The organism is Candidatus Desulfosporosinus nitrosoreducens, from assembly GCF_030954495.1.
GTDB classification, from domain to species: domain Bacteria; phylum Bacillota; class Desulfitobacteriia; order Desulfitobacteriales; family Desulfitobacteriaceae; genus Desulfosporosinus; species Desulfosporosinus nitrosoreducens.
Window position 1 is genome coordinate 46,042 of record NZ_JAVHUW010000034.1, and the last position, 25,823, is coordinate 71,864.

At 46.5% G+C, this 25,823-nt stretch carries 25 protein-coding genes; 24 read left to right on the forward strand and 1 reads right to left on the reverse strand.

Annotated elements, in window-relative coordinates:
• The first annotated feature begins 4 nt into the window (after positions 1 to 4).
• The 11 genes from atpA (at position 5) to REC12_RS05460 (ending at position 10,995) form a co-directional block, all read left to right on the forward strand.
• A complete protein-coding gene (gene atpA, locus REC12_RS05410) occupies positions 5 to 1,513 on the forward strand; it encodes a F0F1 ATP synthase subunit alpha (protein ID WP_308892793.1) in 1,509 nt (502 codons plus the stop codon).
• 24 nt (positions 1,514 to 1,537) lie between these two features.
• Entirely contained in the window at positions 1,538 to 2,383 is an 846-nt protein-coding gene (gene atpG / locus REC12_RS05415) for an ATP synthase F1 subunit gamma (RefSeq protein ID WP_308892859.1), read from the forward strand.
• Positions 2,384 to 2,419: 36 nt separating this feature from the next.
• The gene (gene atpD, locus REC12_RS05420) at positions 2,420 to 3,817 is read left to right on the forward strand and encodes a F0F1 ATP synthase subunit beta (protein WP_308892794.1); all 1,398 of its coding nucleotides are present in this window, start codon (positions 2,420 to 2,422) and stop codon (positions 3,815 to 3,817) included.
• A 3-nt stretch (positions 3,818 to 3,820) separates the two neighbouring features.
• Positions 3,821 to 4,228 carry a F0F1 ATP synthase subunit epsilon gene (locus REC12_RS05425; RefSeq protein WP_308892795.1) on the forward strand — a complete coding sequence of 136 codons (408 nt, stop codon included), beginning with the start codon at positions 3,821 to 3,823 and terminating at the stop codon, positions 4,226 to 4,228.
• Between the two features lie 396 nt (positions 4,229 to 4,624).
• On the forward strand, positions 4,625 to 5,284 hold the full coding sequence (locus tag REC12_RS05430; protein WP_308892796.1) for a YwmB family TATA-box binding protein: 660 nt from the start codon (positions 4,625 to 4,627) through the stop codon (positions 5,282 to 5,284).
• 111 nt (positions 5,285 to 5,395) lie between these two features.
• Positions 5,396 to 6,646, forward strand: a complete 1,251-nt coding sequence (gene murA / locus REC12_RS05435) for a UDP-N-acetylglucosamine 1-carboxyvinyltransferase (RefSeq protein ID WP_308892797.1) — start codon at positions 5,396 to 5,398, stop codon at positions 6,644 to 6,646.
• Positions 6,647 to 6,883: 237 nt separating this feature from the next.
• Positions 6,884 to 7,822, forward strand: coding sequence for a stage II sporulation protein D (gene spoIID, locus REC12_RS05440; protein WP_308892798.1), 939 nt, complete (start codon positions 6,884 to 6,886; stop codon positions 7,820 to 7,822).
• 76 nt (positions 7,823 to 7,898) lie between these two features.
• Positions 7,899 to 8,564, forward strand: coding sequence for a M23 family metallopeptidase (locus REC12_RS05445; protein ID WP_308892799.1), 666 nt, complete (start codon positions 7,899 to 7,901; stop codon positions 8,562 to 8,564).
• A gap of 135 nt (positions 8,565 to 8,699) precedes the next feature.
• Positions 8,700 to 8,948, forward strand: a complete 249-nt coding sequence (spoIIID, locus tag REC12_RS05450) for a sporulation transcriptional regulator SpoIIID (protein WP_009619498.1) — start codon at positions 8,700 to 8,702, stop codon at positions 8,946 to 8,948.
• A gap of 194 nt (positions 8,949 to 9,142) precedes the next feature.
• The gene (mreB, locus tag REC12_RS05455; RefSeq protein ID WP_308892800.1) at positions 9,143 to 10,126 is read left to right on the forward strand and encodes a rod shape-determining protein MreB; all 984 of its coding nucleotides are present in this window, start codon (positions 9,143 to 9,145) and stop codon (positions 10,124 to 10,126) included.
• Between the two features lie 143 nt (positions 10,127 to 10,269).
• Positions 10,270 to 10,995 carry a WecB/TagA/CpsF family glycosyltransferase gene (locus REC12_RS05460; protein ID WP_308892801.1) on the forward strand — a complete coding sequence of 242 codons (726 nt, stop codon included), beginning with the start codon at positions 10,270 to 10,272 and terminating at the stop codon, positions 10,993 to 10,995.
• Positions 10,996 to 11,091: 96 nt separating this feature from the next.
• On the opposite strand, the gene REC12_RS05465 is transcribed toward REC12_RS05460, so the two are convergent.
• Positions 11,092 to 12,195, reverse strand: coding sequence for a glycosyltransferase (locus REC12_RS05465; protein ID WP_308892802.1), 1,104 nt, complete (start codon positions 12,193 to 12,195; stop codon positions 11,092 to 11,094).
• 158 nt (positions 12,196 to 12,353) lie between these two features.
• Between REC12_RS05465 and fabZ the strand changes: the two genes are divergently transcribed.
• From fabZ to prfB, 13 genes are all read left to right on the forward strand, one after another.
• Entirely contained in the window at positions 12,354 to 12,791 is a 438-nt protein-coding gene (gene fabZ / locus REC12_RS05470; RefSeq protein ID WP_308892803.1) for a 3-hydroxyacyl-ACP dehydratase FabZ, read from the forward strand.
• On the forward strand, positions 12,788 to 14,614 hold the full coding sequence (locus tag REC12_RS05475; RefSeq protein ID WP_308892804.1) for an O-antigen ligase family protein: 1,827 nt from the start codon (positions 12,788 to 12,790) through the stop codon (positions 14,612 to 14,614). Before fabZ ends, REC12_RS05475 begins: the two co-directional genes overlap by 4 nt.
• A 25-nt stretch (positions 14,615 to 14,639) precedes the next feature.
• Positions 14,640 to 15,041, forward strand: coding sequence for a hypothetical protein (locus tag REC12_RS05480; protein WP_308892805.1), 402 nt, complete (start codon positions 14,640 to 14,642; stop codon positions 15,039 to 15,041).
• A 15-nt stretch (positions 15,042 to 15,056) separates the two neighbouring features.
• The gene (locus REC12_RS05485) at positions 15,057 to 16,766 is read left to right on the forward strand and encodes a DEAD/DEAH box helicase family protein (protein WP_308892806.1); all 1,710 of its coding nucleotides are present in this window, start codon (positions 15,057 to 15,059) and stop codon (positions 16,764 to 16,766) included.
• A gap of 11 nt (positions 16,767 to 16,777) precedes the next feature.
• Positions 16,778 to 17,518: a ComFC family protein gene (locus tag REC12_RS05490; protein ID WP_308892807.1), complete on the forward strand. Its 741-nt coding sequence runs from the start codon at positions 16,778 to 16,780 to the stop codon at positions 17,516 to 17,518.
• A 64-nt stretch (positions 17,519 to 17,582) separates the two neighbouring features.
• Positions 17,583 to 17,885, forward strand: a complete 303-nt coding sequence (locus tag REC12_RS05495; RefSeq protein ID WP_308892808.1) for a zinc-ribbon domain containing protein — start codon at positions 17,583 to 17,585, stop codon at positions 17,883 to 17,885.
• Between the two features lie 392 nt (positions 17,886 to 18,277).
• Positions 18,278 to 19,081: a basic amino acid ABC transporter substrate-binding protein gene (locus REC12_RS05500; RefSeq protein WP_308892809.1), complete on the forward strand. Its 804-nt coding sequence runs from the start codon at positions 18,278 to 18,280 to the stop codon at positions 19,079 to 19,081.
• Positions 19,082 to 19,378: 297 nt separating this feature from the next.
• Positions 19,379 to 20,056: an amino acid ABC transporter permease gene (locus REC12_RS05505; RefSeq protein ID WP_308892810.1), complete on the forward strand. Its 678-nt coding sequence runs from the start codon at positions 19,379 to 19,381 to the stop codon at positions 20,054 to 20,056.
• Positions 20,043 to 20,762, forward strand: coding sequence for an amino acid ABC transporter ATP-binding protein (locus tag REC12_RS05510; RefSeq protein WP_308892811.1), 720 nt, complete (start codon positions 20,043 to 20,045; stop codon positions 20,760 to 20,762). Before REC12_RS05505 ends, REC12_RS05510 begins: the two co-directional genes overlap by 14 nt.
• A 117-nt stretch (positions 20,763 to 20,879) precedes the next feature.
• Complete coding sequence (locus tag REC12_RS05515) at positions 20,880 to 21,077, forward strand: cold shock domain-containing protein (RefSeq protein ID WP_308892812.1); 198 nt, start codon at positions 20,880 to 20,882, stop codon at positions 21,075 to 21,077.
• 282 nt (positions 21,078 to 21,359) lie between these two features.
• The gene (hpf, locus tag REC12_RS05520; protein ID WP_308892813.1) at positions 21,360 to 21,890 is read left to right on the forward strand and encodes a ribosome hibernation-promoting factor, HPF/YfiA family; all 531 of its coding nucleotides are present in this window, start codon (positions 21,360 to 21,362) and stop codon (positions 21,888 to 21,890) included.
• A 222-nt stretch (positions 21,891 to 22,112) separates the two neighbouring features.
• Positions 22,113 to 24,617 carry a preprotein translocase subunit SecA gene (secA, locus tag REC12_RS05525; protein WP_308892814.1) on the forward strand — a complete coding sequence of 835 codons (2,505 nt, stop codon included), beginning with the start codon at positions 22,113 to 22,115 and terminating at the stop codon, positions 24,615 to 24,617.
• A 71-nt stretch (positions 24,618 to 24,688) separates the two neighbouring features.
• A protein-coding gene (gene prfB / locus REC12_RS05530; RefSeq protein ID WP_308892815.1) for a peptide chain release factor 2 occupies positions 24,689 to 25,793 on the forward strand; the annotation gives its coding sequence in 2 pieces (ribosomal slippage) (positions 24,689 to 24,757 and positions 24,759 to 25,793; 1,104 coding nt in all).
• The last annotated feature ends 30 nt before the right edge of the window (positions 25,794 to 25,823 follow it).

Genomic DNA, 25,823 nt, shown 5'->3' on the forward strand with positions numbered 1-25,823 from the left:
CAGGATGAACTTGCGGCCAGAAGAAATCAGTTCTATTATCAGACAGCAAATTGAGCGCTATGACTCAGCTGTTGATGTCGTAGATGTCGGGACAGTTATCCAGGTTGGAGACGGAATTGCCCGCGTTTACGGTTTAGAGAAGGCCATGGCCGGTGAACTTTTAGAGTTTCCTGGTAATGTATACGGCATGGCAATGAACCTAGAAGAAGACAATATTGGTTGCGTTATTCTTGGGCCCTTCACAGGGATTAAAGAGGGCGATCAAGTTAAGAGAACAGGCCGGATCGTGGAAGTTCCCGTCGGCGAGGCTTTGATTGGCCGGGTTGTCAATGCTCTTGGTCAGCCTATTGACGGCAAAGGGGAGATTGTGACCGATAAATATCGTCCGATTGAATCCCCGGCCTCCGGTGTTATTGCGCGGAAATCTGTGCATCAGCCTGTGCAAACCGGACTTAAATCAATTGATGCGATGGTTCCTATTGGCCGGGGTCAGCGTGAGTTAATTATCGGTGACCGCGAGACAGGTAAAACGGCTGTAGCCATCGATACGATTATTAACCAAAAAGGTCAAGACATGATTTGTATTTATGTAGCTGTTGGTCAAAAAGCATCGACAGTCGCCAGCGTGGTTCAGAAGCTGGAAGAACAGGATGCTATGAAATACACGATTGTAGTGGCTGCCACAGCTTCCGAATCAGCCCCAATGGTTTATATCGCGCCTTATTCCGGTGCCGCCATGGGTGAAGAATTCATGTATAACGGCAAGCATGTCCTGATAGTTTACGATGACCTTTCCAAACAAGCGGTTGCCTATCGCGAATTGTCACTGCTTTTGAAACGTCCGCCGGGACGTGAAGCATACCCAGGAGACGTTTTCTACCTCCACTCCCGCCTTTTGGAGCGTGCCGCCAAGCTTTCTGATGAACTGGGCGGAGGTTCCATGACGGCCCTTCCGATTATTGAGACTCAGGCGGGTGACGTCTCGGCCTATATTCCTACGAACGTTATTTCCATTACAGATGGTCAGATCTTTTTGGAATCAGATCTCTTTTACTCCGGCTTCCGGCCGGCAATCAACGTTGGTCTTTCCGTTTCCCGGGTAGGTGGAAGCGCGCAAATTAAAGCTATGAAACAAGTTGCCGGACAGCTTCGTCTGGACCTGGCCAGCTATCGTGAATTAGCGGCATTTGCTCAATTTGGTTCTGACTTGGATAAAGTTACCCAGATGCGCCTCAACCGCGGAAAACGGACGATGGAAATTCTCAAACAAAATCAATATGCCACATTGCCCGTTGAGGAAGAAGTTGTGGTTATTTACGCAGCGGTTAAAGGATTTACCGACGATATTGATGTTGAGAAGATTGGGAAATTTGAACAAGAATACCTGCGTTTCATGCGCTCCGTAAAGGCTGACCTCTTGGCTAAAATCCGCACCGAGAAGGCGCTCTCCAATGAAATGATCGCCGAACTGGAAAAAGCGATTAATGAATTTAAACAGGGGTTTGTGGCCTAGAATAAAAAGGAGTAGGTGAATGAGGTGGCAGGAGTACGCGATATTCGTCGCCGGATCCGCAGCGTACGCAATATGCAGCAGATCACAAAAGCGATGAAAATGGTTTCCGCGGCCAAACTCAGAAAAGCCCAACAAAAACTTAGCGCTGCCCGTCCATATGCCCGTCAATTGCAGGGGGTCTTGGAACGCCTGTCACAGGCTCCTGTGGATACAGTTCATCCGCTGTTAGTTAAGCGGCCTGTGCAAAAGGTGGTTTATGTGTTAATTACTTCAGACCGTGGTCTCTGTGGAGGGTATAATGCTAACCTGATCCGCAAGACCACCGGTTTGATTGCCGAAACACCGCAAGAAGTTAAGTTGGTGACGGTTGGCCGCAAAGGTCGGGATTTCTTTCGCCGCGGTAAGATCGAGTTTTTGGCTGAGTTTGTAGCGCTTGGAGATGAACCAAGTTATAACCAAGCAAAAGAAATAGCTCAGGAAGTAGTGCGGCTCTATGAGCAGGGTGAAGCGGATGAGGTTTATCTTTTGTATACTGAGTTCGTAAGCGCCATTACGCAACGGCCCACGCAAGTCAAATTGCTTCCGATCGAAAAGCCTGAAGGCAAACAAGGTAAACAATATATTTTTGAACCGTCTCCAGACGAAATCCTTACCAGCTTGTTGCCGAAGTATGTGGAAACACAGATCTTCCGCTCAATCCTTGAAGGGAAAGCAAGCGAGCAAGGGGCCAGGATGACGGCCATGAGTTCGGCAACAGATAATGCCAAGGATATGATTGATCGGTTGTCGCTGGCTATGAACAGAGCCCGGCAGGCGGCGATCACTAAGGAAATATCTGAAATTGTCGGTGGAGCAGCTGCTTTGGAATAAGCTGCCGGAAATACCCAATAAGGAGGTTTCGCGCCTGTGAAGAACGGCAAGGTTTTGCAAGTCTTGGGACCGGTAGTTGACGTTGCGTTTGAGCCCGATGAACTGCCGGAAATATACACCGCTATTAAGGTTAAGATTCCCGAGAAAAACAATATTATCACTTTAGAAGTAGCTCAACACCTTGGGAATGACACAGTACGCTGTGTTGCCATGTCCTCGACCGATGGTCTGCAAAGGGGCGTTGAGGTGATGAACACCGGTGCGCCAATTACGGTTCCCGTCGGTCCTGCGACCTTGGGACGGATGGTCAGTGTCTTAGGAGAGCAGATTGATAATGTCGGAGAGATTAAGTCCGAGCATAATTATCCGATTCACCGGCCGGCTCCGGCTTTTGAAGATCAGGAACCATCGACTCGGATTTTGGAGACTGGTATTAAAGTTATCGACTTATTAGCGCCCTATTCCAAGGGCGGAAAGATCGGACTCTTCGGTGGAGCCGGTGTTGGCAAGACAGTATTAATCATGGAACTTATTAACAATATTGCTAAGCAACACGGTGGTATTTCCGTATTTGCCGGTGTTGGCGAGCGGACTCGTGAAGGAAATGACCTTTACCACGAAATGAAAGAGTCCGGCGTTATTGATAAGACGGCCATGGTTTTCGGTCAAATGAACGAACCGCCTGGAGCTCGTCTGCGGGTTGGCTTGACCGGCTTGACAATGGCGGAATATTTCCGGGATGAACAAGGTCAGGACGTATTGCTCTTTATTGATAACATCTTCCGTTTCACCCAAGCCGGATCTGAGGTTTCCGCTCTGTTGGGCCGGATGCCTTCGGCCGTTGGTTATCAGCCAACCTTAGCAACAGAAATGGGTCAATTACAAGAGCGGATTACCTCCACCCATAAAGGATCTATCACCTCCGTGCAAGCTATTTACGTGCCTGCTGACGACTTGACAGACCCTGCTCCGGCGACGGCCTTCGCTCACTTGGACGCCAAAACAGTTTTGTCCCGGGCTATTGCTGAAATCGGGATTTACCCTGCTGTGGACCCGCTGGACTCGACCTCACGTATTCTTTCACCGCTGGTTCTTGGTGAAGAACATTATGCGGTTGCGCGGCAAGTTCAGCAAATTCTGCAAAAATATAAAGAGCTGCAGGATATCATCGCCATTCTGGGAATGGACGAGCTTTCTGAAGAAGAAAAACTCATTGTTGCCAGAGCACGTAAAATTCAGCGTTTCTTGTCACAGCCATTCTTTGTCGCGGAAAACTTTACTGGGTCACCTGGAAAATATGTACCTTTAAAAGACACGATTCGTGGCTTTAAAGAAATTGCAGACGGGAAATACGATGACATTTCAGAGGCCGCCTTCCTTATGGTAGGTCCCATTGAAGAGGTAATTGAAAACGCCAAGAAAATGGGGGCGTAAGCCATGGCTGGAACATTTGCACTTCGCATTGTCTCCCCAGAAGGAGATGTTCTGAAAGAAGATGTTGAGTTTGTAGTACTCCCCGGGGGGGCGGGCGAGTTAGGAATATTGCCTAACCACGCACCTCTAATTGCAGGTCTTAGCGTCGGCGTTGCACGTTACACGCTCAACGGCACAGTTAAACGGGTTGCTTTAGCAGGCGGTTTTGTTGAAGTAGCTGACAACTCTGCGACTGTTCTTGCGGATACTGCTGAATTGAGCGAAGAGATCGATCTTCAGCGTGCCCTTGCGGCCAAAGAGCGTGCGACCAAGCGTTTGTCGGCAGTTAACACTGAAACTGACGTGAAACGTGCCGAGTTTGCCTTGCGCAAGGCTGTGGCTCGAATTAATGCCTCAGAGGACAAAAAATAATTTATATGACGGTTATTTAAAACGAAAGTTTTTGAAATGTTGAAAACTGCATAGAATTATGCGCCAAAAGGGCCCTCTGGGTCCTTTTTTCTTCTGAATAAAATAAAGATCTCCGAGCTTACGCCTTGTCTGATGTAACACTCGAGGATTTTTTTAATGATACTTTTCACTATTTTAATAAAGATAAGTTAAAAATTTGTTTTTGAAATCTAAATAGGGTAAAGTGTTTAAGCATACATAAGGTAAAAATTTGTAATAACTATAAAAAGAGCTAAAATAAATAAGGTAAGTAAATAGAATAAACACAAAAAATTTACTGAGTTCGGAATTAAACACGTTAGCTTTCTCACGATTTGGTAAAACTAAAGGTGAAGAAACGTGAGAAAGAGGTTCACTATGTTAACATCGACTATTCAAAGATCATTGGGAGGCAAGCAAAAAATAATTGTTATTGCGCTGGCATTTTTTATGGCTATAAGTTTTAAACCTAACTTTTTAATGCCGGCAGACTCGACAACCTCAGGTCAGCAAAAAGTTTCCGCAATCCCTCTCCTTTTAAATTCCCAGCAGGTTGCAAGCCAAAAGGCAACGGTTAGGTTGATTATATGGTTCGATGATTTAAAAGGCGGCTTAGTTAAGTTGCCTAATCCTCCTTTAAAAAATTGGAAATGGGAATCTAAAGAGCTTTATGCCGGAAATGGCAAAAGAGCAATGACTATCTCCGGAGAAAGTATTCTTAACAAAAATGAGGAACAACAACTGTATACATGGTATACTATAATGGCTCGCAGTATTGCCAAGGAGGGCGGCAGGGTTTACTTAGACGAACGGATTCCGGAAAGTCTTGATATTTCGGCTTATCTGAGTCATCTAAAGGCACAGCCCATTGAATGGGCCCTTTCTGATAATTTGGTTTCGATTGCAGCTTGTGAGCGTCAAATCAATCCTAGCGTAAAGGTTGGAAATGACCGCATCAACCTGCAATTGCTTAGTCGGGGAGAAAGCTCAACCGGACAAACCGTTTTGGCAATGCCAGTGTTGCTAGAAGAATTTTAGGATCAGTTTTAGAAGAAATAAGTCGAAATCAAGCAGGAGAAAATACTAGGTAGAGAGAATAACATTTAGCTATGCTATTTATTAACCTAGAACAGGGGGTGTCTTCAGAATTTGAGTAAGCTTAAAATCACTGGCGGTAAACAGCTGGAAGGGACGATCACCGTAAGTGGAGCTAAAAATGCTGTCCTGCCGATTATAGCTGCGAGTTTGCTTTGTGCCGAACCCATTCGACTAGAGGATGCTCCAGATTTATTAGATGTCAATGTAATGAATCAAGTGATTTCGGCTTTGGGGGCGAACGTTGCGCGCAACGGCTCAACTCTTAATATTCAAGCCCGTTCCATAGAATGCATCGAGGCACCGTATGATTTGGTTTCCCAAATGAGAGCGTCTATTGTTACGATGGGGCCTCTTTTAGCTCGGGAAGGCCATGTGCGGATTTCTCATCCTGGGGGCTGTGCCATTGGTTCCCGTCCGATTAACTGGCATCTTAAAGGATTGGAGGCCTTAGGCGCCGAAGTCAAAATGGATCACGGTTTTCTTGATGTCTCTGCCAAAGAACTTAAGGGTGCCAGGATTTATTTGGATTATCCTAGCGTAGGTGCAACCGAAAACATAATGATGGCAGCGAGTTTGGCCCAGGGAACGACCTTAATTGAGAATGCGGCTCAAGAACCGGAAATTGTGGATTTGGCAACCTTCCTTAACGAAATGGGGGGAAAGGTTCGCGGTGCCGGAACGAGCATTATCCACATTGAGGGGGTCCGAGAGTTACACGGTACAACGCATACCGTAATACCGGACCGAATCGAGGCAGGGAGCTATTTGCTGATGGTGGCAGCGACTGGGGGAGATGTTTTAGTACAGAATGTTATAGCGGATCACCTCAAACCGTTGATAGCCAAAATGGAAGAGGCGGGAATTCACATGGCTGAAGAAGGAGATGGAATTCGGATCAGTGGGGAGGGAACTTATAATGCAGTTGATATAAAAACTCAAGTTCATCCCGGATTTCCGACGGACCTGCAGGCTCCTTTTATGGCTTTTCTCACCCGGGCTAAAGGTACAGGGCTAATAACGGAGACTGTATTCGAAAATAGGTTTATGCATGTTGATGAATTAAAACGGATGAGAGCGGAGATTAAAATCGAGGGCAGAAGTGCGGTTGTACAAGGAATACAACGCCTTAATGCGGCACCTGTGACGGCAACCGATTTAAGGGCTGGAGCTGCCTTGATACTGGCCGCCCTGACAGCGGAAGGCACCACGGAAATCCGGGGAGTTCACCACATTGATCGAGGATATGAAAAGGTGGAAGAAAAACTTTCACGTATCGGAGGTAATATTGTACGTGAAGCTTAATAGGCAGAAATAATGGCCTGCTTTGTTCGGCCTGGATTGCTAGAATAAAATCGTATTTTTAATGCATTCATTACGTAACTATAAACAAAAATGGGATGGTAACAAATACTAACGGTTGTTATCATCCCATTTTTGTTTTGAAATCACCTGGAGGGAGTTTTCTTTATTCTTTCAGCCATATTCGAAAAGTCGTGAGCATAGATTGTTAGAAACGGCTTGGACAATTGGAGGGATAGAATGAAAAGGGAATGGGTGTGGCTTGTTGCACTTTCTTTGTGTATTGTCTTAATAATTCCTTGGAGTATTTTGCGCTGGCAGAAAGGAAATGTCAAGACGAATGACATTTCAATTCGCGTTTTGATGCCGGACGGAAAAGTTTATTCGCTGCCGCTTGAAGAATATCTCGTAGGTGTCGTAGCTGCCGAGATGCCTGTAGAGTTTGAGTTAGAGGCTCTGAAAGCTCAAGCCATTGCTGCTCGTACTTATGCCGTTAAACAATATACTAAACGGGCGTCGTCAGATAGAGGGTATGACGTGGACACCACAGTTCAGACACAAGCCTGGCTGTCGAATGCTCAGATTAAAGAAAAATGGGGTTGGCTAAATTACGTGCGCTATAGCAGTAAGTTAGAAAAAGCAGTGACAGAGACGCGCGGCAAGGTTCTTGTTGCCAATGGGGAGTATATTGATGCCTTTTATCACAGCAGCAGTGGAAGAAAGCCGACAGAACGAGCAGAAGATGTCTGGAGTTCTCCGCGATCCTATTTGCAAAATGTGAGTTCCGGCGAAACGAATTTAGAACGGTATGTAAAGAGTTTTAGCTTTACTAAAGAAGAGCTGAAGAAGAAGCTAGGGGTTTCGAATCTACCCCAGGCTCTCAGTACAGGGGACTTTCAGGTTTTGAGCAGAACCGCGGCAGGAAGAGTCAAGACAGCGCGGGTCTTAGGCAAGGTGTTTGAAGGTACTCAACTGCGAGTATTGTTGGGGCTGCCTTCCACGGATTTAGAAGCAGCCGTTCAAGGTGACCGGCTTATAATTACCGCCTATGGTAATGGTCATGCCGTAGGAATGTCCCAATGGGGAGCAAATGATATGGCGAAAAAAAACATCAGTGCTGAAGAGATATTAATGCACTTTTATCCGGGGGCCAAAATTATGACCATCGACACTCATTAAACTAAAGGAGCTCCGGGAGCAGGGAGACGACTAAAAGATAGGGGATTCGGCAACGATAGTTCTTGAGGTGAGTGGAATGATTCGTCGCAAAGGGTCCTGGAGTTGGATTTTGGTCTGGAGCTGCTCGCTCTTAATTGGGGGGATGATTCTTTATGTCGGTTATATTGAGGCCTTATCGAATGTAGCGAAAGAAAAAGATCCGATAATTAGCAAGCAAAAGGCCCAGGCAGTAGTCGCTCAAAGAGTGAATCCAAAGCAACAAAGTTCGGATGCGGAAGCAAAAGCATTGGCAGCAAAGCCCCAGAAGTCAGAGGCGGCAAAAAGTCAGACTGAAACGGTCAGGGATTTTCCAAGCCCTGTTCGGGGAAAAATTCTAAGAGGGATTGGAAACTATTACTTTGAAGGATTAGAAAGTTATATATTTCATCCCGGTCAGGATTATGCCGAGCCTGAGGGGACAGTCATTCGCGCTACGCATCAGGGCAAGGTTGTATATGCCGGAACAGATTCGCTTTTGGGAGAGAAGGTTGTGCTTGATTGTGGGCAAGGATGGGTGGTCATCTACGGAGGTTTAGACAATCTGCGAGTCAAGACCGGACAGGCGGTAGAAAAGCAAGCAGTCTTAGGGCAAGTGGGATTTTTCCCGGGGGCAGAAGGAGCCGAACATCAACCTCAACTTCATTATGAGGTCTGGCATAACAATCAGGTTCAAATTGTTGCTCCAAGTGAAGGCTCGTTATAAATCCTATGCTTGGAAAAGAATAGGATTGACAGAGAACACAGTATTTACCATATAAGGACATCCATTTATGGATGTCTTTTTTCATAGAGAATGCATATAAATGTACTACACATGTGGACGAAAGGAGGACTCAGCGTGCAAGAATATATTCGCAAACGGGTACTCGATATAGGGACGTATATTTTGGAATCAAGTGCGACAGTGAGACAAACAGCTGATGTTTTCGGCGTATCAAAGAGTACTGTACATAAAGATGTGACGGAACGATTACCCTTAGTCAACGAGAAGCTGTCCATGGAGGTCAAACATATTTTAGAGACCAACAAGGCAGAACGTCACATTCGAGGAGGAGAGGCAACCAGAAAGAAATATCAGGAGAATTGAGAATAGAATTGGAAGATATAGGTCTGAGAGAAAATGCAAAAAAGTTGTAAATCACAAAGGAATTTAGCGGTTAAGTCACGAATTTATAAATTAAAACAAAAGCAGATCTCCCGTAAGGGAGATTGTGCTATTTGCTGCTATATTTGGGATCAAAACTGGACAAGCTATTGAGGACGAAAGGGGTATCTCCGCGAATGTTTGGAATAGACTTAGGGATAGATTTAGGAACAGCAAGTGTCTTGGTTTATGCTAAGGGAAAAGGGATCGTGCTGCACGAACCCTCGGTAATAGCTATTGACCGCAACTCGACAAAACGAATTGCGGTGGGAGAAGAAGCGCGTTTAATGATTGGACGTACTCCGGGAAATATTGTGGCAGTTCGCCCAATGCGTGACGGGGTAATCGCTGATTATCAGACGACAGAACTTATGCTAAAGTACTTTTTAGAAAAAGCCGGGGCAAAACGGCTGCCTTTTTTCAGAACGCGTGTCGTCGTATGTATTCCTTCCGGGGTAACCGAGGTGGAACAAAGGGCTGTAAAACAGGCTGCATATCAAGCTGGAGCCAAAGACGTAAAAGTTGTTGAAGAGCCCTATGCGGCGGCTTTAGGTGCCGGTCTGGATATTTCCGGCCCGACGGGGAGTATGGTGGTGGACATAGGCGGAGGGACTACAGATATTGCGGTTCTTTCCCTCAACGGCATTGTGGCCAAACGCAGTCTTCGAGTGGGCGGCGATAAATTTGACGAGGCTATCAGCCGGTATATTCGTCGGGAACATAATTTGATGATTGGAGAACGTACGGCTGAAGAAATTAAAATTGCAGTTGGGGCCGCGATTCCTGAAGGTCGTCCCGCGGCCGACATTGATGTACGCGGGCGGGATTTAATCACAGGATTGCCTAAAACCGTGAAGGTTAATTCTCAGGAATGTTACGTGGCTTTAGAAGAATCAATTGAGGCCATTGTCGCCGGGGTTAAAGAAGTCCTTGAACGGACTCCGCCTGAATTGTCGTCAGATATTCTTGACAAAGGGATTATTATGACAGGCGGGGGGTCATTGATTTACGGCTTTGATACCCGTCTTTCCCGGGAAACGGGATTGCCGGTCAGCATAGCGGAAGACCCTATTTCTTGTGTAGCCCTGGGCACAGGCAAGGTATTGAATGGGTGTTTTTAGGATGGAATTTCGTAAATTCCTAAACTAGGCTTATGTATTGTCCGAGGAAAAGTGCTGGCATCCGAAAAAGGTTCCTGTTCGGGTGATGGCTTTTTCCTTGGACTTTGTCATGTTCCGTTGTTTTTGAGGAAAGGAAGGTTCTTGTGAAGGTAAGGATTTTGGGGATTACGGTAGATATTTATTCTATGGCGGAGACCGTAGAGAAAATAAGAGACGCTATTGAAGAACGAAGACTTTTGCGCGTTGTTACTGCGAATCCTGAGATGATTTATGCTTCTGAGCAAGATCCGGCCCTTAGGCAAGTTATTAATTCCGCGGACCTTGTCACTCCGGATGGCATTGGCGTAGTTTGGGCCGCTCGGAGGTTGGGAACTAAAGCTCGGGAGCGGGTGACGGGAATTGACCTAATGCAGGCAATTTTTCCGGCAGCTGCTGCCGGAAAGTGGCGGATATATTTCCTCGGTGGAAAACCGGGTGTTGCTGAGCTGGCAGGACGCAAGGTTTCCAGAGATTATCCCGGGATAAACCTATGGACAAGGCATGGCTACTTTAGCATTCAGGAAGAGCCGGAAATACTGGAAGAAATTCGCCGCTTTAAGCCTGATGTGTTGTTTGTCGGCCTGGGTGCTCCCCGCCAGGAATTTTGGCTTGCCGAGCATCCGGGTTTGGCCCGGGTAAGCATTGGCGTAGGGGGAAGCTTTGACGCGCTTGCGGGGACCGTTAGGCGCGCTCCCAGGCAAATTCAAGAGCTTCACCTGGAATGGCTTTACCGCTTGTTGAAAGAGCCTTGGCGTTGGAGACGTCAAACCGTTTTACCTCGTTTTATGGTTAAAGTACTTTGCCAAAAACTCACCTCTTTTAAAGGATAACAGTTTGTCCGGTAGTTGGTAATTATAAAGACGAGTTGGCTAAAGGTCCAACTCGTCTTTGACTTAAGATATTGTTGTTTGGGGATTCGGCCGAAATCAGCCAAGCAGGGACTTATATACTTCTTCGGTTGCCTTGACCATGGCTTCGACGGAAAATTCCTTCCAGCGGCTGTGCCCTGAGAAAACCAAGGATTCAGCCAGATCAGAGTTTTCCAGAATTGAGGTGCAGGCCTTAATGAGTTCTTCCACATTCCCGGGAGCAACAAGTAATCCGTCTTTCCCGGTACGAACAACCTCGGGGATTCCCCCTACCGCACTAGCCACAATGGGGACTCCTATCTGCATGGCTTCAAGAAGAACCAGACCCATTGCTTCGCTTACGGAGGGCAGGGCAAAGAGGTCCATCGCGGGCAGTGTTTCGCAGGCATTGGGAAGATAACCTGTTAAGGTGTAAGGAAGCGCGGTATTTTGAAGTTCGGATACCAAATACGAACGTAACGGTCCCTCTCCTATGATTAGAAGGTGAAGCTTCGGAAATCCTTTATAAAGCTCCTGGGCTGCCCGAACTAAATTTATTTGACCTTTGGTGGGATGTAAGCGGCCCATGGTTCCCAAAACGAAAGCATCGTCCGCAATCCCCCACTGGCTGCGAAACCGGTTTCGTGAGGCGGAGTAATCAGCTAAAGGGATAGGGGCCTGTCCGTTATAAATAGTTTTTATACGTTTTCCGCCTCTGGAAGTGACTTCATGGGAAAGATATTGAGAAACGGCAATAATGCCTGAAGTCAAGGGGAGAGTGATGCGGTCAAGACCGAGAGCGAGACCTGCCGACCAGGGGGAAAGATAGTCGTGGGCGAGGGAGCTATGAAAGGTGGTTAGATTAGGAAGACCAAGCAATTTGGCGCCAATTCTCCCCAGAAGGTTGGCACGTGAACCATGGGTATGAACAAGGTCAATTTCCTGTTGCCGAATCCAGCGCATAAGGCCGGGAAGGAGGGAAAGATCAAGGGGGTGGCGCATGGCAAAGGTTTGAGTCGGGATGAGTGGTGCGGCGAGAGCTGCAAAGGGTCCTGGAGTGAGGCAAATTAAATAAGGGCAGAACTGGGAGCGGTCTAAATTTTGTAAAAGGGTTAAGACATGTTTTTCAGCGCCTCCGATTTCACCGCCACCAATAATATGTAAAATTTTGTACTTTTTCATAAGAGTTGTCATCTTCCCTTCAACCGGAAACTTGGGTATACTAGGTATAAAGGTTAAGGTATTAAGGTGTAAGAAGAGAAAACCATTCCATTCTCATAATATGATAAACGGATACCTAACTGCAACATTATATTGGACATATTCAAGGAGGAGTTTTAGTGCTGCAAAGTCAAGAAATCCAGGAGATCATTCCCCACCGTTTCCCCTTTCTGTTGGTCGATCGCATCATTGAACTGGAGGAAGGGAAAAGAGCGGTAGGGCTTAAAAATGTTTCGATTAACGAACCCTTTTTCCAGGGGCATTTTCCTGGACATCCTATAATGCCGGGAGTTTTAATTTTAGAGGCTCTGGCTCAAGTAGGGGCTGTAACTATTTTAAAAATGCCCGAATACGCCGGCTTTTTGGGACTGTTTGCCGGTCTGGATGAGGTTAAGATACGCAGGCAGGTGATTCCTGGAGATCAATTGCGTTTAGAAGTCGAAGTCCTCAAGTTGCGCAAAACTTTCGGGGTAGCCAAAGGCAAGGCTTATGTGGGAGAAGAACTGGCGGTAGAAGGAGTCCTTAAATTTTTCCTTGAGAAGAACGCGGAACAGTGATTGGCTTAACAAAAGAACAGGTCACCAGAGCTAGGAGCAGAACAGTAGGCTTCCTGGCTCTTTTTTTAATGCTTAGTGTTATCTACGGACTATATTTTGAACAGGAGTGGCTTTTCTTTGGGTTTGTTTTAGCACTCTATACTTTAAAGTCTTACCTAACACCAGGAATTAATTCTTTCTGGACGCTGAGCGTTACAGTAAGTTCCACGGATGCCCTGTTTCTGAGTATGATTTTGTGCTCTGCCTTTGGCCTCATTTATCCGGTGCGGGCTCAGGACGGCCTGATTGAAGTTCTGCGCTGGGGAATCTTATGGTCCATATTCCGCTTGGGAGCAAAGATTTCTGATGATGAAGCGGCTAAAGAACGTTTAATTCAATGGATCGTATTTATTGGCCTGACAGTAGCTTTATTGGGATGGCTTCCCTGGGTCGGCAAAATTGACGGACGGTTAAGTTCTGTGTTTGGTTATTCCAATGCAACGGCTGCATTTTTAGGCGCGGTACTTTTGCTGGGCTCCAGCCGGAAAGCAATAAGTCTGTTTTTAGGAATATCTTTACTAGGCACAGGATCACGAGCGGGGATAGGACTTTTAATAGCGGTCTATTTAGTCCGGCAGGCTATGAAGCGGATTGGCCGGGGACACCGTTATTTTTTTTCAGAGCAACAGCAGCGTGTAAGGAAAGGAGTCTCGTTTAGATTATCCTTGGAAAGAACCGGGGCCTTGCTTCTGGGAATTGGCGGCTTAATCTTGATGGCCTTTCGCTATCGGTCTGCTTGGGAGAATCTTGGGACTTGGGGATTTTCCTCGACAAGCTGGTTAGAGAGACTGGCTTATTATCAAGACGGACTTAAAATGGCCTGGCGTTTTCGCGGATTCCCCCGGGCTGGAGGCTGGCTGGCCTTTCCGACGGTACAGAACGTTCCCTATTGGACTTCGGACCCCCATTCGAGTTTCATTAATATCTTGTTGAATCAGGGGATTTGGGGGATTATCAGTATAGGAACCTGGACCAGCTTCACACTTTATGGTCTCAGGAAAGATCGGGTAAAAAACTTGCAGCGACAGGGATTCTCTGGAAAGCCTCGGAAAGTTTCCAACGATGATCACTTGGGAATGGCCTTAATTTTCCTGATTCTACATAGTCTTGTGGACGCAGATTTTTCCTTCGGTGCCTTAGGCTGTTTGTTTTGGCTGCTTTTTGGCTGCCTCCAGAATAAAAATAGCCTTCGTATTTTCTCGTTCTCTTTGGCAAGAAGTAGTTTTGGTTTTAAACTATGGGCTAAAGGAATTCTTTTGCTGAGCCTCTGTCTATGCCTGGTTTGCGGCTATGCTCTTGTCAATCCTTCATTTTTAGGAAGAGAACAGGCCTGGAATAAATCAGCGCTGCAATGGCTAGAGCGGGACCCCGCCAAAAGCAAGGCTTTATGGGAACAAAGTTTAAATTGGGATCAGACGCAAATAGTTATCTTGAGGAAACAAACGGAGCTATCCTTCAGGCTTAAGAATACGGACGCCGGTTTGAAAAACGTGGAGAAAGCGCTGTCTTGGCAACCGTTTGATTTGGAAGCATATGAATGGGCCCAAGCCGTTGTTTGGGAAGCTGCTGAGGCGCAACGCTCAACTCAGCCGAAGCTTGCCAAAACCCTCTACCAGTGGGTGGAAAATGTTCCGCAAAGAATTCGGGAACGTTCAGGCAGCCTTGATGAGTTTGACAAACATCTTTGGAAAGGATACAAGGAATTTCGTCCAACCCAACATATCAGCCTTTTGGCCGAATATGCACGGCAAAGACAATTCACGCAACCCCTGCCCAAAACATAAGTTGTAAGCAGGAGGTGAGGGCAGAATGCTTTTGTGGGGTCTGGCTTTAGGGTCAATCATCGTATTATGGAAGGTTAGTTCTTGCTGGGAGTGGAGTATTCCGCCAAGATTTCAGGCGTTTTTGCAAAAAATGAAGGAGAACTTTAGCCGTGGAACACGAAGGCTGCTTTATGATTGGAAGGAATCGGGAGAGGGTGAACTGGAGAAAAGCTTCGGAGATTTGCAAAGACAATATCCTTTTCTGAGGAAAAAGCATCAAGTTCCTATTTGGATCGAGGTTTGTTTACATCAAACTAAGGTGTCAGGGTTGGGAGAAAAGTACTTAGCATGCCTTCAACGGCGTTTTCCGAACATTGAAATCTGCGTAAATCATCAACAGGTTGGCGGTAGTGACGATCAGGATAAAATGATCTCGGCGGGAGAATAAGGAAAGAGGGTTTATATGCGCTTTTTTCTGGCGTTAAATGAAAGGGGTGACGTCAGTTTCTCTCCCTTTCAGGAGATGGACAAGCAGAACTCAGGAGTTAGATACCTTAATACACCTCTGCCCTTAACGGCGATTCAAGCTGTTCAAGAGCAGATGAGAAGAAGAACATTTTACGGCTTCCGGCCCAAAGGAAAGAAGAGTGACTATTCTAAAGCCAGGCTGCTTAAAGTGCTGGAAGAACGGAATTGGCCCATTCAAAACCCTGTCTGGGAAGAAAACGTCCCTTCATCAGACTGTAAGACAGTTCAAACGGCGGAAATGACAAATTCCCAGTATCAGACCTTGGATCACCTTATCCGCGGCAGGCAACTTTCTCGGAGGGATTTGCAAGTATTGGCCCGTGAACTTAAAGTAGAAGAGGAGGCAATTATCAGATTTGCTCATGCTAATGTCAAAAAGGGGGAAGCTGAGTGGGTTCCGGCCGTGAAACCCCAGGGCAGAGGCTGGCAATGTCAACGCTGCGGGGAAAGAGATGTAGAAGAGTGGCCAAGTTGTTACGGCAGGGCAGCAACCTGCCCGAGCTGCAAAGCTCTCGGCCCAAGCACATCCCTGGGAGTTTTCTATCGTGACCGCCGTCCGTTGTTTGAAGATCTTAAAGAAGTTTTGTTTCAGCCTCATTGGGTGCTAACTGAAGCTCAAAGCCTGGCAAGTGCCCAAGTTTTAGAATTTATGAGCGCTACGTCACAGAACAAGGCGCTTCTCTGGGCAGCATGTGGTTCGGGAAAAACTGAAGTATGTTTCCCTGCCGCCGCTTGGGCGCTCAGGCAAGGAAGATCAGTGCTTTTTGCCGCGCCTCGCCAGGATGTCATTCATGATATAGCTCCCAGGTTAAAACGAGACTTCCCGGGGCTTGCGCTGCAAATACTGACAGGCTCTGTTCCCGTTCGATTTCAACAGGGAGGATTGGTTCTGGCGACAACCCACCAAGTTTTAAGGTTTTGGCAGGCTTTTGATGTGATTTTCCTTGATGAGATGGATGCCTTTCCTTATCAAGGCAGCCCTGCCTTGGAATGGGGCTTAAACCATGCGTTGCGCGCCCACGGGAAGTTGCTTTATCTCACGGCAACTCCTTCGCCTAAGGGGTTGAAAGAAATTCGGCAAGGGAACATGCGTCTTATCCAGCTGCCGGCACGGCACCATCGCTCCCCGCTGCCTGTGCCCACTATAGAGAAGCATTCTTCTGCTTTCGATCCTAAAACAAACCCTGTGCTTGACAAAGCCTGTTTTGAAGCACTGCACCGAGAGGGCCCTATCTTAGTATTTGTTCCTAAAATTTCCTGGATTCAGCCCTGGGTTAATCAATTCCGCCGCTATTTCCCGGATTGGCAGATTGACGGCAGCTTTAGCTCAGATCCGGGGCGCTCGCTAAAGCTTGAAAAACTACGCCGGAATGAGTTCGACCTTTTCGTGAGTACGACTATTTTAGAACGCGGGATAACTCTGGAAAGGATACAGGTTGTAGTCTTAGCCGCCGACCACTCTGTGTTTGACGAGCGCGCCTTGGTCCAAATGGCCGGGCGGGTGGGAAGAACCCGGGAAAATCCAGGAGGGAACGTTGTATTTATGTCCCATGCGGAGTCACCGGGGATGAAGACGGCAATTCGCTGGATCGAAACACAGAACCGCTTGGCCCGGGAGCGGGGCCTTATTGATAATCCTTCGTAAGGAGTGAGCCTATGATTACTCTGGCCCGGGAAAGCGCTAAAATAATCCGGTCCTTGTGGTACACAGCAGAGTCTGCCTGTGTGCTCTGCTCCGGAAAGCATGGCCCGATTTGTCCGGACTGTACCAGAGAATATCTCCATCCGGAATTAGGACGCTGTCTGAGGTGCGGCAAATTAATAGTTCCGGAAAAAGTACTTTGCCTGGACTGCGAAATCGGTAAAGGGCCGAAGCAGCTTGAGAGGGTGGCGGTTTGGGGGCATTATTCCGGCGGTTTAAAGAGATTTATTCGAGAACTGAAATTTGCCTCGACACCTCTGCATTTTCAGAGGATTGCCCGGCCTTTGACGGATTGGGCCATTAAAGCGCTGCCTGCTGTCGATGGTGTTGTGGCGGTGCCCATGCACCCAGCACGATTGGCGGAACGGGGATTTAACCAGGCCGAAGTTATTGCTTCGCTGCTGCACTGGGAACTGGGGTTGCCCATTTTTCAAGGCTTGGAGAGAGTCAAACTAACCCCACCTCAAGTTGCGCTGTCCCGTCGGGAGCGGTTGTCTAACTTAAAAGGTGCTTTTGCTCTCCGGAAGCCAGATTCTTTTCAAGGGCGAGAGGTATGGATCGTTGATGATGTCACAACTACGGGCTCAACTTTAGAAGCTGTGGCCGAAGTGCTGAGGGGAAATGGAGCCAAAGCAGTGTACGGGTTCTGCCTGGCGGCAGGGCTCGAAAAAGTACTTGTGCCTTTGTCAGATTAGCGTTATAATAACAAGTGGATGGGCAGAGCCTATTACATTTTTTTACGTAAGGGGAATATCTTTCATGGCCTTTGAAGACAAAGATCTAGTATGTAAGGACTGCGGAGCGACTTTCATTTTCACAGCCGGAGAACAAGAATTTTACGCTGAAAAAGGGTTCGAAAATGAACCACAACGTTGCCGCGAGTGCCGCAATGCACGTAAAGCAAGCCGCAATTCTCAAGAGGGCAGATCGCGTGAAATGTTTACTGTAATTTGTGCGGACTGTGGTGTGGAAACGCAAGTTCCTTTCCAACCGACATCCGATCGTCCGGTATATTGCCGTGAGTGCTATCAACATCATCGCCCTGCTCGCGAACAATATTAATTCGCGTTTTTGACTTAAATAATTTGAAAATGACAAGCATTGGCTGAGGAAATCGGCCAGTGCTTTTTTTCTCGTTAACTTAGTTACAAGTGCTGTTGAAGTTACCCACAGGTATGGTCTGAGAAAACGTGTGTTTTTGACACTTATCCACATTATCCACAGCTAGTTGTGTGTAACTTTAGGGGATAACTGGCCTGACAAACTTAAATTGGAGCGGAATTTATTAAAATCTTTAAGTACTTCGAAATAACCAGTGCTGAAGAAAATTAGGTATTGAATAAATATGCAGGTATATGTATAATTGTAGAAACAAGGAAAAGCTGATGTATATTAGCCCGGCTTTAGAGGGAGTTAATTTAATGTCAGCACGCAAAATAGGGAGGAGAATTGTAATGTTTAAACCAAAGTTTCAGGTAATTTTGGCTGGATTACTTAGTCTAAGTCTATTTGCTCTGGCGGGATGCGGAAGCTCCAGTGCGCCGGCACCATCCCAATCCTCTTCAACGCCTGCTCCCACTGAGAAGGTTCTCAAGGTAGGCTCCGACATCGCTTATGCCCCATTTGAATTTATGGACGAAAAGCAACAACCAACAGGATTTGATATGGAGCTTATTCAAGCCTTGGGAAAAGATATGGGGTACAAAGTTAATGTCGAGACAGCTTCTTTCGATGGTTTAATTACCGCTCTGCAAGCCGGAAAGTATAATGCTGTAATTTCTGCTATGACGATCACGGATGACCGCGCCAAAAGTGTGACCTTTAGTAACAAATACTTTAAAGCCGTGCAGTATATCGCTATGAAAAAAGGAGCCAACTTTAAGACGCTAGAGGATTTAAAAGGTAAAAAGGTAGGAGTGCAGCTTAACACGACGGGTCAATTCGATGTTGAGGCTAAAGGAATCACTCCTAAGAAATATGACACAACTCCGGATGCACTCAACGACTTGCTTAATGGCGGCTTAGATGCCGTTGTCGCCGATGGTCCGGTTGTAATCTGGTTCCAGACCCAAAATGCCAGCGCTCAAATTGACGTGGCTCAAGCCGACGTCGATCCAGAGTACTATGGTATTGCCATGAAATTGGGAGATAAAGAGTTAGCTGACAAAATGAACGCTTCTTTGCAGAAATTGATGGATGACGGCACATACAATGCTATTTATAAAAAGTGGTTTAAACAGGATGCTCCTAAATTCTAGAAAACAACTCAAAAATAGAGAAAGAAAAGGCGCTTGGCTATAAGTGCCTTTTCTTTTTTAGAAGCCGACCAACTAAGTCAGGAGTAAACGCAGCTTAGTTTCTAAAACTTCACGAACATCAGCAGGCAAATCAATTGTATACATGGTCTCATACTAGGGTTTTACCCCCTTTTTTGCTTGTATAAATTTAAGGGAGTATGTATAATTTTAGACAGCGATTACGAAAGCCCAAGAATCTTGTAATCATTTTTCTTTTTCTAATTTAATTTATTAAAAAAATGTTAAGGAGGATTTTCTGTGGGATTGAACTGGCAGGCAGCGATCGACAGCATCCCGATATTGAACCGTGCAGCCTTACTCACACTGGAACTTACGGCAGGGGCAGTTGCCATTGGAGTCGTCATCGGGCTTTTTATGGCTCTGGCGAGGCTGTCTGAAGTAAAGATTCTTCGTGGGGCCGCTATTATTTATATAGATTTCTTTCGAGGCACCCCTTTATTGGTTCAAATTTTCTTAGTCTATTTTTTAATCCCTAAACTCCTCCATTGGCAAACGCTCCCGGATAACTATCAATATATAGCCGGTATTATCGCTATGGGTCTCAACTCAGGGGCTTATATCGCTGAAATTTTTCGGGCGGGGATTCAATCCATTGACCGAGGACAAACTGAAGCCGCCCGCTCTTTAGGAATGACCCACGCTCAGGCAATGCGTTATGTCATCCTTCCCCAGGCATTTAAGCGTGTAATTCCGCCGTTAGGAAATGAGTTTATTGCGTTGCTGAAAGATTCCTCCTTATTGTCGATTATTGCTATTGAAGAACTTTTTTACAGTGCCAAAATTATTGCGGGGCGAACGTTCCAACCGATTCCTATGTATATTGCGGCGGCTTTGTACTATCTTGTGATGACTCAGTTGATTTCTCAATGGGTTGCCTATATGGAGAGGAGGCTGGGCAAAAATGATTTACGTTAAGAATTTGCATAAATCCTATGGCAAACTTGAAGTGCTTAAAGGAGTAGACTGTCATATCCGGGAAAAAGAGGTTGTGGTGGTCATTGGCCCGAGCGGTTCCGGAAAGAGCACTTTCTTGCGTTGCCTCAACAAGCTGGAAGAGCCGACAAGGGGTGAAATTATTGTCGACGGCATTCCGCTTAATTCTGAAGTAAACGTCAATGCGATTCGCAGAGAAGTTGGGATGGTCTTTCAACGCTTTAATTTATTTCCGCATATGACTGCGCTTCAGAATGTCGTTCTGGCACCTGTAAAAGTACGGAATATGGATAAGGCCGAAGCCGAAAAGATTGGTCTGGAGTTACTAGCCAAGGTTGGCCTTTCCGATAAGGCTCATGAGTACCCTGACCGCCTTTCCGGCGGTCAGCAGCAACGGGTTGCCATTGCCCGGGCTTTAGCCATGAAACCAAAGATTATGCTTTTCGATGAAACAACCTCAGCCTTGGACCCGGAAATGGTCGGAGAGGTTCTTGCAGTTATGAAGGATCTGGCCCGTGAGGGTATGACTATGGTGGCCGTGACCCATGAAATGGGGTTTGCCCGCGAAGTTGGGGATCGAGTCATTTTCATGGATGAAGGGATCATTATGGAAGAGGGAGAGCCGAACGAAGTCTTTACTAATCCCAGGAATCCCCGAACCCAGGCATTTTTGAGTAAGATTCTATAGCCAAGTCCTTCCTCCTCCAGGTTTAGACTTTCTCAAAGTTGGTTATCCTCCTAAAGGTAGTGTTTATAGATCTGGAAATCTTCAGAGCTATAACAATCAAGGAGGGTGTATTTTCTAATGTTAGGTAAAGTCAAATGGTTTAACAAACAGAAGGGCTATGGTTTCATTGAACAGGAAAATGGCCAGGATATTTTTGTTCATTTTCAATCTGTAATTGGCGAAGGATTTCGTACTCTTGAAGAAGGCCAGAGCGTTGAGTTTGATATTGTTCATGGACCGCGTGGGGAACAAGCTTCTAATGTGATGGTCCGATAAAGCAGACTTGATTCAGGTGGAGTTTTAACGCCATCTGAATCTTAGTCGCCCTTATCCAGGGCTTAGCCGCTCTCAGCTCACCGCTTGCCGAAGCGGGAGTCTTAGAGCGGATTAGTCAGCGGATAAAAAGAATTTAACCCATGAAAAGGAAGAATCGTTTTATTTAAAACGGTTCTCTCTTTTGGTTATTGAAAAATATCCGGGTAAAAGTTTTAAATTAGCAGGATTTTTTGGAGAAATCGGGAATGTTACATATATGCCATCTTAAAAGGGGGTTGAAGTATGAACATTATTATTCGGGGTAAACATATCGAGCTAACAGATGCGCTAAAAGAATATGTTACAAAACGAGTGGGCAAGCTTGAGAAATTTTCTGATGAGTTTATGGACGTTCAAGTCACCTTACTTGTGGAGCGCGACCGACATCGTGTGGAGGTAACTGCTCCGATCCATGGGATAATTTTACGCGGAGAAGAAGAAACTGAAGATATGTATTCTTCTATCGACATGGTCGTGGAAAAACTTGAGCGCCAAATTGACAAATATCGAACAAAGATTAATAAGCGGATGCGTGCCAAGGTTCTAAAAGATCATGAGCCGAAACAGGCTGCCGCAGCTCACGAGGAGCTGCGTGAGGAAGTCGTGAGAAATAAGAAATTCCCGGTTAAGCCGATGTCCGTTGAGGAAGCTATTATGCAGATGAATTTAATCGGGCACACCTTCTTTGTCTTTACAAATTCTGAGACCCAAGAAATGAACGTTGTTTATCTACGCAACAATGGTGACTATGGTCTGCTCCAGCCCCAATTTTAATTGTTTAAGAAACTATTTGCAGCCAGGCATGTCTTGTCAGCCGCATTGTTTTGAGGCTGGACGAGAATTAACAAGGTAAATAACCAAGCGCAAGGCCCGCTTAGCGGGCCTTTTCAATGCAAAAGGAAATATATCCCATGCTCAAATCGCCCGCTTCAGTTGCAGTGGGTTCTTTAGAATGTTAAAATTATGAATACACAAGATTGAAGAAGGGTGGATATAATGGGTTTTTTGAATTTATTTGACGATAATGCGCGAGAAGTTAAGAAATATCAAAAGCGCGTTGAAGTGGTTAATAGCTTCGAGCCAAAGATCCAAGCGCTGAGCGATGACGAACTGCGCGGTAAAACAGCTGAGTTCAGAGGACGCTTAGATCAAGGGGAGAGTTTGGATAATTTATTGCCGGAGGCCTTCGCCGTTGTAAGAGAGGCCAGCCGAAGGGTTATTAATCAGCGGCACTACGATGTGCAGCTGATTGGGGGTATGGTACTTCATGACGGGCGAATTGCTGAAATGCGCACTGGAGAAGGTAAAACTCTTGTAGCTACTTTGCCCTCCTATTTAAATGCCCTGACCGGACGCGGTGTCCATGTCGTAACGGTTAACGATTATTTAGCACGGCGCGACAGCGAGTGGATGGGTCAGATCCATCGTTTTCTGGGCTTAACGGTCGGTCTTGTTGTGCACGGTTTGAGTTATGAAGAGCGCCGCAGCAGCTATGCTGCCGACATAACTTATGGAACCAATAACGAGTTTGGTTTTGACTATCTGAGAGACAATATGGCGACACGCCCCGACGGACTTGTTCAACGTGAACTTAATTATGCGATTGTTGACGAGGTGGACTCGATCCTTATTGATGAAGCAAGAACTCCTTTAATTATTTCCGGTGAGGCGGACAAGCCCACCGAACTATATTTTCGAGTCGCTATGGTCATTCCCCGCTTAAAACCTGAAGAGGATTATAAAGTCATCGAAAAGGAACGCGTCGTTACTTTAACGGAACAAGGGGTCAGTCGGGTCGAAAGCATGTTGGGAGTAGAAAATCTGTATGAAGATATTCACACGGAGCTGTCTCATCATGTCAATCAAGCGCTGAAAGCCCATACCCTCTTCAAGCGGGACCGGGATTACGTGGTTAAAGACGGAGAAGTAATTATTGTCGATGAATTTACAGGACGCTTAATGTTTGGCCGTCGCTACAGTGAAGGATTACATCAAGCGATCGAAGCTAAAGAAGGCGTCAAAGTCGCAAAGGAATCCCAAACTTTGGCGACAATTACATTTCAAAATTACTTCCGGATGTTCAGCAAGCTTTCCGGAATGACAGGTACAGCCATGACGGAAGAACCTGAATTTCGGAAGATCTATAAACTTGACGTGGTGGAAATCCCGACGAACAGGCCCATGATTCGTAAAGACGAATCAGATGTAATCTATCGTACGGAAGAGGGAAAATTTTTGGCGGTCGTGGAAAGTGTTATTGAACGTCACGCTAAAGGACAGCCTCTTCTTGTCGGCACAGTTTCCGTCGAGAAATCCGAACATTTGAGCGGCATGTTAGAAAGGCGGGGAATTCCCCATCAGGTGCTCAACGCCAAATACCATGAGAAAGAAGCCCAGATTGTCGCGGAAGCCGGGCAGCGTGGCATGGTCACAATTGCCACCAATATGGCCGGCCGCGGTACAGATATTATTTTAGGTGAAGGTGTGGACGGACTCGGAGGATTGCACATTATTGGTACGGAGCGCCATGAGTCCCGCCGGATTGACAATCAATTGCGAGGCCGGGCAGGCCGTCAGGGAGACCCCGGTTCAACTCAGTTCTTTATTTCTTTAGAAGATGATTTGATGCGCATGTTTGGTGCGGAAAATATTATGGGAATCATGGATAAGTTAGGGATGGATGACTCTATGCCCATCGCCTCCCGGATGATTTCCCGCTCCATTGAAACTGCCCAACGTCGCGTTGAGAATCGCAACTTTGATATTCGTAAGCACGTGCTTGATTATGACGATGTTATGAATCAGCAGCGTGAAGTTATTTATAGTCAGCGCAGAGCCGTCCTAATGGGTGAAAATCTCAAAGACAATATCAGTGATATGCTGGAAAAAGCAGTTCAGGACAGCATTGCCATGTTCAGTGGAGAGAGCCCTTTTCCGGAAGAATGGGATTTGGCCAGTCTTGCTGATTACGTTGAGAATTTCTATTTGCCGGGAATTCACCTTGATCCGGAAAAGCTGGCGGACCTTTCGCGCGAAGAAATTGAAGAGATGCTGCTGGATAAAGCGAAAGAGCTTTATCAAAGCCGGGAAGATCAGTTCGGCTCTGAATTGATGCGTGAAATTGAACGTGCCGTCATGCTGCAAGTGGTGGACAGCAAATGGATGGATCACCTCGATTCGATGGATATGCTGCGTGAAGGAATCGGTCTGCGAGCTTATGGTCAGAAAGATCCCTTAGTGGAGTATCGCCGTGAAGGGTTTGAAATGTTCCAAGCCATGGTTGATTCGATTCAGGACGATATTGTTCGTTACGTTATGCGAGTGACTCCTCAGGTTCGCGAAGAGGTGTCTGAACAGCCGCGCAACGTGGTCGAGAATCGTTATGAAGAAGAGCCCAGTGCTCCGGTGCACACAGGGGAACAGATTGGCCGCAATGATCTCTGCCCCTGCGGAAGCGGCAAGAAATATAAAAAATGCTGCGGGGCGGAAAAGAAAAAGTAGAATGGGAAGGTCCCTTGAGCAGCAACAGAGGATAGCTATCAATTGTAAATTAGGTTGGAAGGGTGAATGATGTGCTTTCTGATTGGAAAAAGGAACTGGAAACATTAAACGTGCGCTTGGCAGATTTGAGGGTTTCTCTTTGACGTCGCTCAGAGAATAGAAAAGATCAGCGCTTTGGAAACAGAGTTCCATCGCCCGGATTTGTGGGATGATTCTGTCCTTGCCCAAAAGATTATGCAAGATTTGGCTCACCATCAGGGCAAGGTGAAGCTGTATGATGAATTAAAAAAAGAACTGGAAGAGGTAGAGACGCTTTGGCAGCTGGCAATTGAGGAAGACGATGCAACCCTTGAAGCGGACATCGAACAAGGAGTCAAAGCGCTGCAGAGCAAATTCGAAGCCTTGGAATTGGAGCTTTTATTGTCAGGCCCTTATGACAGAAACAACGCTATTGTAACTCTCCATGCCGGTGCAGGGGGGACGGAAGCCCAGGATTGGGTCCAAATGCTCTGGCGAATGTACACTCGCTGGGGAGAAAATCATGGCTATAAAGTAGAAACTTTAGATTTTCTGCCGGGTGAAGAGGCTGGCATTAAGAGTGCGACACTGTCTTTCAGCGGAGAAAACGCTTACGGATATGCCAAGTCTGAAAAAGGGGTGCATCGCTTGGTGCGAATTTCTCCCTTCGATGCTTCCGGCCGCCGGCATACTTCCTTTGCTTCCGTTGACGTAATTCCAGAGGTGGCCGCTGATAGTGAAATTACGATTGATGCTGAAGATCTGAGGGTGGATACTTACCGCTCGGGCGGGGCCGGCGGTCAGCATGTCAATAAGACGGATTCAGCGATACGGATTACTCACTTGCCTACGGGAATTGTCGTGCAATGTCAGAGTGAGCGTTCGCAGATACAGAATCGCGCCGCAGCCATGCGGGTTTTACAGGCTAAGCTGCTGGAGTTAAAGCGTAAGGAACAAGAAAACGAGATTTCAGAGCTGCGCGGAGAACAGCAAGAAATTGCCTGGGGGAGTCAAATACGTTCTTATGTCTTCCACCCTTACAGTATGGTTAAAGACCATCGTACAAATGTGGAAACAGGGAATGTTTCGGCTGTGATGGATGGGGAAATCGATCCTTTTATCGCGGCCTATCTGCAGAAAACAAAAACCGTTAACTAGTTCCTGCCCTGAGGGCAGAGACCTAAAGGA

What these genes read in the sequence shown, in the direction of transcription:
- atpA (WP_308892793.1), top strand. Translation starts at nt 5, where the DNA reads ATGAACTTGCGGCCAGAAGAAATCAGTTCTATTATCAGACAGCAAATT.
- REC12_RS05425 (WP_308892795.1), top strand. Translation starts at nt 3,821, where the DNA reads ATGGCTGGAACATTTGCACTTCGCATTGTCTCCCCAGAAGGAGATGTT.
- REC12_RS05430 (WP_308892796.1), top strand. Translation starts at nt 4,625, where the DNA reads ATGTTAACATCGACTATTCAAAGATCATTGGGAGGCAAGCAAAAAATA.
- spoIID (WP_308892798.1), top strand. Translation starts at nt 6,884, where the DNA reads ATGAAAAGGGAATGGGTGTGGCTTGTTGCACTTTCTTTGTGTATTGTC.
- REC12_RS05445 (WP_308892799.1), top strand. Translation starts at nt 7,899, where the DNA reads ATGATTCGTCGCAAAGGGTCCTGGAGTTGGATTTTGGTCTGGAGCTGC.
- mreB (WP_308892800.1), top strand. Translation starts at nt 9,143, where the DNA reads ATGTTTGGAATAGACTTAGGGATAGATTTAGGAACAGCAAGTGTCTTG.
- REC12_RS05465 (WP_308892802.1), bottom strand. Translation starts at nt 12,195, where the DNA reads ATGAAAAAGTACAAAATTTTACATATTATTGGTGGCGGTGAAATCGGA.
- REC12_RS05480 (WP_308892805.1), top strand. Translation starts at nt 14,640, where the DNA reads ATGCTTTTGTGGGGTCTGGCTTTAGGGTCAATCATCGTATTATGGAAG.
- REC12_RS05485 (WP_308892806.1), top strand. Translation starts at nt 15,057, where the DNA reads ATGCGCTTTTTTCTGGCGTTAAATGAAAGGGGTGACGTCAGTTTCTCT.
- REC12_RS05490 (WP_308892807.1), top strand. Translation starts at nt 16,778, where the DNA reads ATGATTACTCTGGCCCGGGAAAGCGCTAAAATAATCCGGTCCTTGTGG.
- REC12_RS05495 (WP_308892808.1), top strand. Translation starts at nt 17,583, where the DNA reads ATGGCCTTTGAAGACAAAGATCTAGTATGTAAGGACTGCGGAGCGACT.
- REC12_RS05500 (WP_308892809.1), top strand. Translation starts at nt 18,278, where the DNA reads ATGTTTAAACCAAAGTTTCAGGTAATTTTGGCTGGATTACTTAGTCTA.
- REC12_RS05510 (WP_308892811.1), top strand. Translation starts at nt 20,043, where the DNA reads ATGATTTACGTTAAGAATTTGCATAAATCCTATGGCAAACTTGAAGTG.
- REC12_RS05515 (WP_308892812.1), top strand. Translation starts at nt 20,880, where the DNA reads ATGTTAGGTAAAGTCAAATGGTTTAACAAACAGAAGGGCTATGGTTTC.
- hpf (WP_308892813.1), top strand. Translation starts at nt 21,360, where the DNA reads ATGAACATTATTATTCGGGGTAAACATATCGAGCTAACAGATGCGCTA.
- secA (WP_308892814.1), top strand. Translation starts at nt 22,113, where the DNA reads ATGGGTTTTTTGAATTTATTTGACGATAATGCGCGAGAAGTTAAGAAA.